The sequence below is a fragment of the Bacteroidota bacterium genome, from assembly GCA_016722375.1.
Taxonomy (GTDB): domain Bacteria; phylum Bacteroidota; class Bacteroidia; order Chitinophagales; family LD1; genus Bog-950.
The window spans coordinates 1-10,696 of sequence record JADKJG010000015.1 but is presented as its reverse complement, the minus strand read 5'-3'; the positions used below and the strand labels follow the sequence as shown (position 1 = coordinate 10,696).

Genomic DNA, 10,696 nt, shown 5'->3' with positions numbered 1-10,696 from the left:
CCAATGCAATGATCCGCAGCCGATGTAGAACCAAAGCTTTGAAGGGTGTTAGCTGCAACTGTCCCTGTCGACACGTTTCCGGTGGTCAAAGTTGCATACCAATTGGCAATCGTTGAATTATTAGTCCAAGTAAAGGTGGTGCCCGTTGAGGGTAAGCCAGCAAAGGTCGAGTATTTGAACTGGTTGCAGTCATAGAAATTGCCTGTCCCCATCCCATCAAACCGGTGAGCAATAGAGATACCAATAGCGTTGCAAAGCGTAGTACTTTAGTCATGATAGTTGAAATTTAAAGGTGAAGATTGAGGTAGTGGTGATGTTTGAGTAAATAGAAAATATAATAGACCGATGTTTATTTTAACAAATTGATTTACCGATAAAATGCCTCGGTGGTCGGCGTCCTTAAAAATTAACAGGTTAAAAATAATTAAATTTCTGTTTTTCAAATAGCGGAGCAAAGATAAATCGGCATACATGTTTTGTCAATTTTTTCAGATTACGTTCAGTTTAAGAATTTGTCAAAAAAAATGCAAATTGCCTCACTCCATCCTCTCTCTATATATATGTATGCTGCAAAACCTTTGCCAGAAATGTTAAAAATGGCTTTTCCAAGGTGCTGTGTCTCAAATGAGTGCTAAAGGTGGCTTAAACGAGGGTGAAAGACAGCCAAGATGTACGTTTTTGTGGTCAAATGCTGCACATTATAGTGTACGGCAAGCTATTCGGTACCCATCTCCAGCTAACAGGGACCGAATAGCCGCTAACAGGCACCTGTCTTTGGCTAACAGGGACCGAGTAGCTGCTAACAGGGACCTATCTCTTGCTAACAGGTACCGAGTAGCTACGAACAGGGACCTATCTTTATCTAACAGGGACCGAATAGCTGCTAACAGGGACCTATCTCTTGCTAACAGGTGCCGAATAGCTGTTGACAGGCATCTACCTTTGGCTAATGGGTACCGAGTAGCCGCTAACAGGGACCGAATAGCTGCTAACAGGCACCTATCTCTTGCTAATAGGGACCGAATAGCGACGAACAAGAGGCTGCTATTGACTAAACTATATCAAAAAGTAAAAGACGAAGTGCCCGGCTGGTCTCTGCCTAATAATTTCTATCGGACGATATTGCTCAAAAAGTCCGGTTTTTAGGATTATTGGCAGTTTTCGGGGCTGTTTTATGGCATATTCGCTTATCTTCGCCCCTACTTTAATTAACAAAATAAAAATAAAATAACATGGCAGTATTAGTAGGAAAAAAAGCTCCTTCCTTCAAGTCGAAGGCAGTAATAAACGGCAAAGAAATAGTTGAAAACTTTTCTTTGGATATCTATCTGGGCAAAAAAAATGTGGTGCTCTTCTTCTACCCCAAGGACTTCACCTTTGTGTGTCCCACTGAGTTGCACGCATTTCAGGAAAAACTATCCGAATTTGAAAGCCGCGATACGGTGGTTGTAGCATGTTCTACCGATACGGAAGAATCTCATTGGGGATGGCTGCAACTCGAAAAGAAGCAGGGAGGCATCAAAGGCATCACCTATCCTATAGTAGCCGATACCAACAAAACTATTTCCGCCAACTTTGATGTATTGAATGGCGAATACTTCTACGATGAAAACAACCAAATGCAGGCTACCGGCGAACTGGTTGCCTACCGCGGTCTTTCCTGATTGACAAACAAGGAATTGTGCAGCATCAATTAGTCAACAACATGCCATTAGGCAGAAACATTGATGAAGCGATCCGTATGGTAGATGTTTTGTAGTTTTTTGAAACTGTTGGGGAAGTTTGTCCTGCCAACTGGACTTCTGGCCAAGGCGGTATGAAGGCTACGCACGAAAGTGTAGCCACTTATTTATCGGCTAAGTAATCTATTCATCACTTGATACCAAAGCCGCTCCGAAATTTTCGGAGCGGCTTTTTCTTTGTATATCTATTCGCCAAAACAATATTAACGACAGATTACCGTTTATCTTCCGTTTTAATACTTTAGCCGCGTGCGTCGAATTTTTATACTGCTGTTCCTAGTTGCCGGTCTGCTCTCCGTAAATAATCTGGCGGGACAGGAGCGGTCATTAGGCACTTGGAAAATGTATCTTCCTTATCAATCATCGCTGGGCATCTGTGATGCCGGCGACCGGGTGTATTGCGCCTCGACAAATGGCGTCTTTTCGTTTGATAAAACGACCAACGTTATTCAGATTTATGACAAATCGAATAGCCTAAGCGATGTCAGCATCAAAACTATTGCCTACGACCCGGCCACGAAAGCGCTCGTCGTGGCTTATAACAACAGCAATCTGGATTTGATTTTCGATGGAACCGATGTTTATAATATCACCGACATCAAAGTCAAATCTGTAACCGGTGCTATTTTGATTTACGACATCTCCTTCTATAACGGATTTGCCTATCTCTCTACTAATATTGGAATCACGGTCATCAATTTGGCGAAGAAAGAAATCAGCAATACTTATGTCATCGGCGCAAACGGTGCCTCTATCTCTGTTTTCTCGACCACTATAGATGGAACGCATATTTACGCCGCCACCTCCGAAGGAGTGAAACGCGCCCCCTTATCAGCACCCAATCTCTTAGACTTTAATTCTTGGACCTTGTTTGATATGACTCAAAACCTCCCCAAGAAATCGGCGAGCCTGATTGAAGCCTATCAAAACAAAATCTATACGGTCATCGGCGGTGGTGGCACCGACACCCTCTTTGAATATGACGGAACTAACTGGCAGAAAAAATACTTCGCCCCTTTTCAAACCTTCAAGGCGCTGGACGCAGTAAACGGCACGCTTTATTTTGCAGTATGGGTGGATAGTTTAGACAAAGTGGATGGTAAAATTGGTAAAATCGAATCCAATGGAACGCTTTCTATTCGACCTTCTTATGGACATCTGCGACCCGGCAGATGGTTTGAAAGTATTGGCATTTCGTGGGAGTCAGATTTTTATACCGGATTTTATATCAATCCGGGAGGAGATTTGCAACGCATCCTTCCTGAAGGGCCTTTCAGTTCTAGTGTATTCGATATTGAAATAAAAAATGGAGTGGTTTATGTGGCTTCCGGTGGAGTCAACGATTCCTGGGGTTTTAACTGGATTGCTGACGGCTTTTCAATTTATGAAAATGGAACCTGGACGGTACGGAATAAATATACGGATCTGGCTTTAGCTAACTATACAGATATTATTTGCGCCGCACCGGTTCCGGCGCGGGATGTAACCTACTTCGGCTCCTTTCTTTCCGGTTTGATAGAATATCGCCACGCCACCCAGGAGGTCGTTACTTATGATAAGAATAACAGCATTTTAGAAGGTGCCAGCGGCGATACACAGAGGACAAAAATCAGTTGCCTGTTCGTTGATCAGGAAAGTAATGTGTGGATCGGAAATGCCGGAGCGCCTTCGGCTATCAAGATGATTCGCAATGATGGAACATGGAAGAAGTTTTCTCTTCCATATAGTATTGAAGTCGTGAAAAGGATTTTAGTGGATCAGCGCGGACAGATATGGGCACTTACTCGTCAGCAAAATGGGGTGGTGGTATTTAGTTATGGAAATGATATTGATAATCCCGCCGATGATTCATACCGGTTGATCAGATCGGGTGCGGGCGACGGCGGACTGCCCGATGAAAATGTATATTGTATCGCCGAAGATCAGAACGGAAATATCTGGGTGGGCACTAATCAGGGGATTGGGATTTTCTATTGTGCAGGGAGCATCCTGACACAGAGCGGTTGCGAAGCAGACCAAATTAAAGTAGAACGGGATGGATACATTGGGTACCTGTTTGGCACCGAAGCGGTGCGTGCCATCGCGGTAGATGCTGCCAATAGAAAATGGATAGGAACAAACAACGGAGTTTGGTTGATTTCGGCAGACGGCAAAACAGAGTTGCTTCGTTTCACTTCTGAAAACAGCCCGCTTCCTACCAACCAGATTACCGACATTGCAATTGATGCACAAACCGGTGAAGTTTTTATCGGCACCACCGGTGGATTGGTTAGCTATCAGGGTGATGCCATTGCCGAATGCAACGACTGTGACGGCGCCTTGGTATATCCCAATCCGGTGAAGCCTGAGTATGATGGCCCAATTGCTATCAAGGGACTCACCAGTAATGCGTATGTAAAAATTACCGACGTGGCCGGCACGTTGATTTACCAAGGTAAAGCCAACGGAACACAAATGATCTGGGACGGGAAAAACTATAACGGCACTCGTGCTAAGAGTGGCGTGTACTTAGTGTTCAGTTCCACCGATTTAGGAAAGGAAAGGCGCGTGGCGAAAATCCTCTTAGCTAACTGATTTATCTATACCGCTTTTTGAGTGAATAATCTCTTCTTCTCAAAAAATATGAAAGCCTACCGATGGTGGTGGGCAGCGATTGCCTACTTCGTCGTTACTCTTATTTTTTATCGCCACACGATTTATTCCAAGTTCCTCTTCGACTGGAATACGAATATGCTGCACTATATGAAAGATGGCTGGCAAGGGTTCTCTTCTTGCTGGGATGACAAATCCATGCGCTGGGGTTATCATCTGCTGAACATGGTGCAGTGGAAACTATTTGGTTTTGATCAGCGAGGATGGTTTATTACCTCCATCGCCTTTCATGCAGCGAACGCTACCTTGCTTTCTTTCCTGACCTACAGAACGCTGGCCATCACCTCGCTCCACAACCGGTTTCTGATTTCTATTTCTGCCGGGTTGCTCTGGCTAATCTCTCCTTATCACAGCGAACCGGTTGTTTGGGGCGCTGCTATTTTGTTTCTGGCCTTAACGTTTTTAGTATTAGCAGGCTTGCTGTTTTTTATTCGTTACACCGAAACACTTCAGGTTCAATATGCCCTGCTTGTTTACGTCTGCTATTTCTTGGCTATGTTCACTTTTGAGGCCTTCCTACCGTTTGTTGGCCTACTCACCATCCTTTGGATAGCCACCACGAATACTGCTATAAATCGGTTGCGGTTGTCAGGTTTTCTGAAATCTTTTTTTCTCCCATTGATACTCAGCATCGTCGTTTATTTTCTGATCAACAAATGGCGGATTGGTAGTTGGGTAGGGCACTATGGAGAAGCGTCTCATCTGAATACTGATTTGTTCCTGATTGTCCCCAACTTCTCTAAATATCTGCTCAAGTTGTTATTTGCGCCGCTCTATTTTTCTTTCTCTCAAAGAGATGCCGTTTACGCATTTCTGGAAAGCAAGACGTTTGTTGTAACAGGGACCATCCTCTATTTAGTGTTCTTCGTTTTTTTGATCTGGAGATTTTTCAAAGGAACCGTGATTCACAAAATCATCATTGCTTGGTTCTTTCTCTTTTGCGCGGCTCTTGTCCCGGTTATCAATCTGTATTTCATGTATTATAAGGACATAGAGCAGGACCGGTATGTCTATTTCGCCTCCTCATTTTTTTATGTATCCGTGGTGCTGGCCTTGTTTCATTTTATGAAGAGATGGGCAATCATTCCCGTAGCCTTGTTTTTAATCATTTCCTCCCTATTCCTTGCTCGCAATACAAACTGCTGGGCAAAGAGTGGAAGAATCGCACAATCACTTTTACATGATTTCCGGTGGCCGGATGCCAACCGTATATTTGTATTACTCACCCCTGACGACTATAACGGTGCATATTGCATGCGCTCTATGCCCAACAGCACCCTCTCTGAAATGCTTCGCGTGCAACGCAATATTGATGTGGACGACAAGCTCTTTGAAGTTTACCAAACCAATTTGGTAAGCCCCTCTGACTCTGCGGTTTGTGAAATCCTTGACTCAAGCACTTTGCATCTCACGCTCCTTACTCAAGGTGCTTGGCTGTGGCGGAACAGCTTTGGAGCAACAGATATTGACACCGGTAGCTTCCATGCGCAAATCAATCGCTCTTATCCGGCCTTTACGGTACGTTTCAAAAACAAACAACCCGGTGATGTATTTATATATTCTGTGAACGATCATTGGAAGGAAATAAACGGCTTTTGAGATGTATCATCAAACCAAAGGCATTGTCCTCCATACGGTCAAATATTCAGAGACCAGCATCATAGCCAAGATTTATACTTCCCAGTATGGGTTACAGTCCTACATGATAAAAGGGGTGCGCACTTCCAAGTCGAAAAACAAAGCATCGCTGTATCAGCCGCTTACACTTTTGGATATGGAAACATCGCATCGCCAAAATCAGCAGTTGCAGTTTATCAAAGAGTGTCGCCGCGACTATACCTACCAGTCTATTCCTTTTGATACGCTCAAGTCAACCATTGCCTTGTTTATGCTTGAAGTGATTTCAAAATCTATTCGAGAGCAGGAGGAAAATATCGAGTTGTTTGACTTTATCTATGAAGCCCTTCAACTGCTCGACACCTCTGAGAAATTGCATCCTGAGTTTCATCTGGTTTTTCTTCTTCGGCTAAGCCGGCATCTTGGATTTGCTCCCCATGAAAACTATTCAGAAGCAAATTCATCTTTTGAAATGAATGAAGGCTTCTTTACCACCCCCAACGAACGCCTTCACACACTGGGCAAAAACGAAAGCAAACTGTTGTATGATTTGATGCAGCGAAATTTTTTTGATGTGACAGCATCGCATCTCAACCGAGCTGAACGCAAAAAAATGCTCCATATCCTATTGGATTATTACCGCTTGCACATCGAAAACTTTTCTTTGAAATCGCCGGAGATACTGGAAGAAGTGCTGGGCTAAATAAATCGGCCCGAATAAACGTGACAGGCAGTCCTATTTTATATGCCATTCATCCAACATACCTCCCGCCGCACGCTTCCAAAAGACTAGTACCCGCCGACAAAATTGTGGTAACGATGTAAATAATAAGGCTGAAGGCTTGATTAAGAAAACGACTGGTTTAATCAATATAGCGGTAGATGTGATTGATATAGCCGCCGTTTTGATTAGAAATGCGATTTGTTTAATTAAGAATGCTGCTGTTTTGATTGATATAACAGCTCTTATGATTAAGAATGCGGCTATCATGATCACTATAACGAATGACTTAATCAATAATGCAGCTACCTTGATTAAGATAGCGGAAGATGTGACCGATATAGCGGCTTCTTTAATCAATATACCGGGGAAATTGATTAAGAATCGAGGGATTATGATTGATATTCGGGGGATTATTGTTGATAATCGTTTACTAGAAAGGAGATTATGAACAGATCGGTCAAATTACGTGTATTTGTAATGTGTGTCGGCCATTTGGGGGTGGAAAAGGATGGACATTTTGGCGGAAATCTTCGTTTGATTCGGGATTGTTCAATAATCTGTGTAGTACAATATATATAAATAGGCAGCCGGATATACGCAAGCCATACTTGCGTATATCCGCTGTATTATGCTTGGCTTACCGCAAGTTTTTATAGGTTTATTGCGTGTAATAGGTGTTAGCGGTAATTTTTGGGACAGTGCTAACACGAAAATTTTGGGCAAGTAACAGACAGTTTTTTGACTAATTTTGAAACGACTTTAATTGAATATGACAATGGAGATTTTCGGCAACGACAGACATAAAATAATTCATGGTGACGCTTTGCAAGTATTGACAACGCTTGCGGACAATTCCATTGATTTAATTTTTGCCGACCCGCCTTACAACATCGGCAAAAACTTCAACGGACACAAGGACAAATGGGCTACAGAAGAAGATTACCTGAATTGGTGTTACAAGTGGCTTGACTTATGCATTCAAAAACTCAAACCCAACGGTAGTTTTTATGTTATGACCGCAACGCAGTTCATGCCATTCTTTGACATTCATCTTCGCAAGAAACTTGACATCCTTTCACGACTTGTTTGGTATTACGACAGTTCAGGGGTTCAAGCCAAAAAATATTACGGCTCAATGTATGAGCCGATTTTGTTTTGCGTAAAGGACAAGGACAATTACACTTTCAACACGGACGACATTTTAGTAGAGGCAAAAACAGGAGCAAAACGCAAACTTATTGATTATCGTAAAGCGGTTCCAACAGTTTACAATTCAGAAAAAGTTCCTGGCAATGTGTGGGAGTATGCGAGAGTGCGTTATCGCATGGACGAATACGAAAATCATCCGACACAAAAACCAATTGCTTTACTTGAACGCATCATCAAAGCAAGTTCAAACGAGGGTGATTTAATTATGGACCCTTTTTCTGGAACATTCACGACTTGCACGGCAAAAGAACTTGGCAGAAATTCCATTGGCATAGAGTTACAAGACGAGTATGTAAAAATCGGTTTGCGGAGATTGCAGTTAGCGAAAGAGTTTAAAGGCGAAAAATTACAAAAGGAAATCCGCACTTTTGAGACCGAAAAGTTGGCTACTGCTACCAACCTTAAATTATTTGAAGAGCCACATGGAAAATATATTCACGGCAAACATTAAATCCGTTTTACAAAATCACTTTGGCAAAAGTGCAGATGATGTTTTTGAAAAGAGCCAACTCATTCAATACATCAATGAGAAAACCCGTTCTGCAAATAAAGGTTCTAAAGCCCGTTCAAGTTTTGCAAACCTTTACGCCATCTACGTAATCATCGAGGACTATATCGCCAACGGCTTTGATAAGAAAGGCGATTACTCAAAGTATAAAGGTGCTTTATTCAACAAACTTTTTGCACGACAAAGAGAATTGCCATTCGGCAGCAAACTTCAAAATCATGCTTTGAATAATCGCATGAACTCCGAGTTTCAAAAATATTTTCCAAGTTCTGAGTTCATTCCAATCCTTCGCAATCTTGAAACCAATCGTTATTGGTTCAATGAAAACCTATTGAAAATAAAAGTTGGCTCCACCAACTTCAATATCGCCAGTGTTATCATTGAGATTATTGACGAGTATGCCAAAACCAAGCAGGATGCTTTTCAGCGTTTCGTGAAGTCGTGCGAGGAACTACAACAGATTGGCAAAACAACTCCAAAGAAAATTGAGGAGTTTGTAATTGGCTTACTTGCTCCCAATGTTGATGCACGACTTTTTGAAATTGTGAGTTATTCTATTCTCAAATTCTATTATCACGACCAACAAATTATTTGGGGGTTTGAAATGGACAAACTCAACAAAGAGAATTTGAAACTTTACAAAACAGGCAGAACAAATGCGAATGATGGAGGAATTGATTTTGTAATGAAGCCACTCGGTAGATTTTTTCAAGTAACGGAAACACTAGACTTTAAAAGTATTTTCTTGACATTGATAAAATTCAGAAGTATCCAATAACTTTTGTAATCAAGTCAGATGAACCAACCAAAGACCTTCTGAATAAAATCAGAGTGAACGCCAGCAAAACCTATTCAATCAAAGCTATCGTTGATAAATACATGGACTGCATTGAAGAAGTAATAAATATTCCGACCCTCAACGACAGATTTAACGATGCTGTTAAACAAGGTTACTTAAACAAAATCCTTGACGAAGTAGTAATACAAAGTAAAGTTGAATTCAACTACGAGGACACGGACGATGACGAAGAATAGAAGAACGGCACATAACAGCACATACCCCCAAGCAGGGTTTGGTGCTTCGTGGGACAGGAAAGTAGTAACTTTGAAGGGCAGTTCTTCGTAGGAAGTTCGGTGGTAAAATCCCGCACTGCGTGTAGTCCCGACCCGTAACCCGAAACCCTATAGCCAAAGCGCCAATAACAAAGCCCCGACGCTTCCCCCTACCGCCTCCCCAACTCCCTAAAATATTTCCATAGCAACTGCAAATCATCCGAGGCGGAATAATACTTGGCATATAGCCGGTTCATGTTTTCAAGAACTGCTTCGTCCGGCTTTTCGTTGTTAATAGATTCAGAAACAGAAATCACTGCGCTGCGAATTTGCGGCAATGAAATTTTGATTCCTGCGGAATAGCCTACCCATGTTTTTTTACCACAGAAAACATCCAAATAGTTTCTAACAAAACCTACTGGCCCTTTTACGATAAAAAGAGCCAGAGGGAGCAAGGGGATTCCGATAAGACAAATTGTCAAATCGAAAATTCTTTTTTTGCGCTGATGGGCCGGTTGAGCCAAGCGGTACCGGTGCCAATCGGAATAGATTTCGCCGGAAGTATTTTTTGAGTTGCTGCCCATAAAGGTATCTCCACCTTCGTTTAATATCTTGTATTCCATCCGGTTGCCGCAGCCTTGGATCTGCCGGATAATTTCGCCGTAAGAAATACCGGCAGCGCAGAAAATGAGTTCGTTGATGGAATAAAGCAAAGACAGTTTTTTAAGCTCTGTCCCTGAATTTGGCACAATAATCAATTCATGGCCTACACCGGTGGCCAGTAAAAGTTTCTCTGCCCGGGTACATTCATTTGTTGCCCCCGTAATCAGGATTCTTTTCTCTTCCTCTTTTTCAAAAAATAAAGACTGATATTTAATGAGGTGATATAAGGTGCGCGTCAATAACATTTCCGTAGCGGTCCAGAATGCGCCCAATAAAATGATGGCCCGAGAAAATCTCCATTCTTCGGGCAGAAAGGCATAGACAGCCGCAATAGCAATGGTGCCACCGAAAACGCCGCGTATAATATTGGAAACACGGTAGGGCTTTTCATATCCTCCGCCGAGGAACACAGCAAATACCCAAATTAAAACATACACCGGTACGACGATGAAAAGAAACTGAGCCGGATAATAATCGGGAGAATATTTAATCATACTCTCCCAATAGGTTTTAATAAAATAAATGCCT

7 protein-coding genes and 2 pseudogenes are annotated in these 10,696 nt (G+C 42.3%); 7 read left to right on the top strand and 2 right to left on the bottom strand.

What is annotated here, in order from left to right; genetic code table 11:
* Positions 1-85 precede the first annotated feature (85 nt).
* Positions 86-274: a hypothetical protein gene (locus IPP77_15905; protein MBL0311085.1), complete on the bottom strand. Its 189-nt coding sequence runs from the start codon at positions 272-274 to the stop codon at positions 86-88.
* A 958-nt stretch (positions 275-1,232) separates the two neighbouring features.
* On the opposite strand from IPP77_15905, the pseudogene IPP77_15900 reads away from it, so the two are divergent.
* From IPP77_15900 to IPP77_15870, 7 genes and pseudogenes are all read left to right on the top strand, one after another.
* A pseudogene (locus tag IPP77_15900) lies at positions 1,233-1,864 on the top strand (peroxiredoxin).
* A gap of 127 nt (positions 1,865-1,991) precedes the next feature.
* The gene (locus IPP77_15895) at positions 1,992-4,316 is read left to right on the top strand and encodes a hypothetical protein (protein ID MBL0311084.1); all 2,325 of its coding nucleotides are present in this window, start codon (positions 1,992-1,994) and stop codon (positions 4,314-4,316) included.
* A gap of 48 nt (positions 4,317-4,364) precedes the next feature.
* A complete protein-coding gene (locus IPP77_15890) occupies positions 4,365-5,993 on the top strand; it encodes a hypothetical protein (GenBank protein ID MBL0311083.1) in 1,629 nt (542 codons plus the stop codon).
* Between the two features lies 1 nt (position 5,994).
* Positions 5,995-6,714: a DNA repair protein RecO gene (gene recO, locus IPP77_15885; protein ID MBL0311082.1), complete on the top strand. Its 720-nt coding sequence runs from the start codon at positions 5,995-5,997 to the stop codon at positions 6,712-6,714.
* Between the two features lie 139 nt (positions 6,715-6,853).
* The gene (locus tag IPP77_15880) at positions 6,854-7,183 is read left to right on the top strand and encodes a hypothetical protein (GenBank protein MBL0311081.1); all 330 of its coding nucleotides are present in this window, start codon (positions 6,854-6,856) and stop codon (positions 7,181-7,183) included.
* 327 nt (positions 7,184-7,510) lie between these two features.
* Positions 7,511-8,395, top strand: a complete 885-nt coding sequence (gene yhdJ, locus IPP77_15875) for an adenine-specific DNA-methyltransferase (protein ID MBL0311080.1) — start codon at positions 7,511-7,513, stop codon at positions 8,393-8,395.
* Positions 8,367-9,487 (top strand): annotated as a pseudogene (locus tag IPP77_15870) (restriction endonuclease). The gene yhdJ and the pseudogene IPP77_15870 overlap by 29 nt, the downstream one beginning before the upstream one ends.
* 188 nt (positions 9,488-9,675) lie before the next feature.
* Here IPP77_15870 and IPP77_15865 read toward each other — a convergent pair.
* Positions 9,676-10,662 (bottom strand): hypothetical protein, encoded by a 987-nt coding sequence (locus IPP77_15865; GenBank protein MBL0311079.1) that lies wholly within the window; start codon positions 10,660-10,662, stop codon positions 9,676-9,678.
* Positions 10,663-10,696: the final 34 nt, after the last annotated feature.

What these genes read in the sequence shown, in the direction of transcription:
- IPP77_15905 (MBL0311085.1), bottom strand. Translation starts at nt 274, where the DNA reads ATGACTAAAGTACTACGCTTTGCAACGCTATTGGTATCTCTATTGCTC.
- recO (MBL0311082.1), top strand. Translation starts at nt 5,995, where the DNA reads ATGTATCATCAAACCAAAGGCATTGTCCTCCATACGGTCAAATATTCA.
- IPP77_15890 (MBL0311083.1), top strand. Translation starts at nt 4,365, where the DNA reads ATGAAAGCCTACCGATGGTGGTGGGCAGCGATTGCCTACTTCGTCGTT.
- yhdJ (MBL0311080.1), top strand. Translation starts at nt 7,511, where the DNA reads ATGGAGATTTTCGGCAACGACAGACATAAAATAATTCATGGTGACGCT.
- IPP77_15865 (MBL0311079.1), bottom strand. Translation starts at nt 10,662, where the DNA reads ATGATTAAATATTCTCCCGATTATTATCCGGCTCAGTTTCTTTTCATC.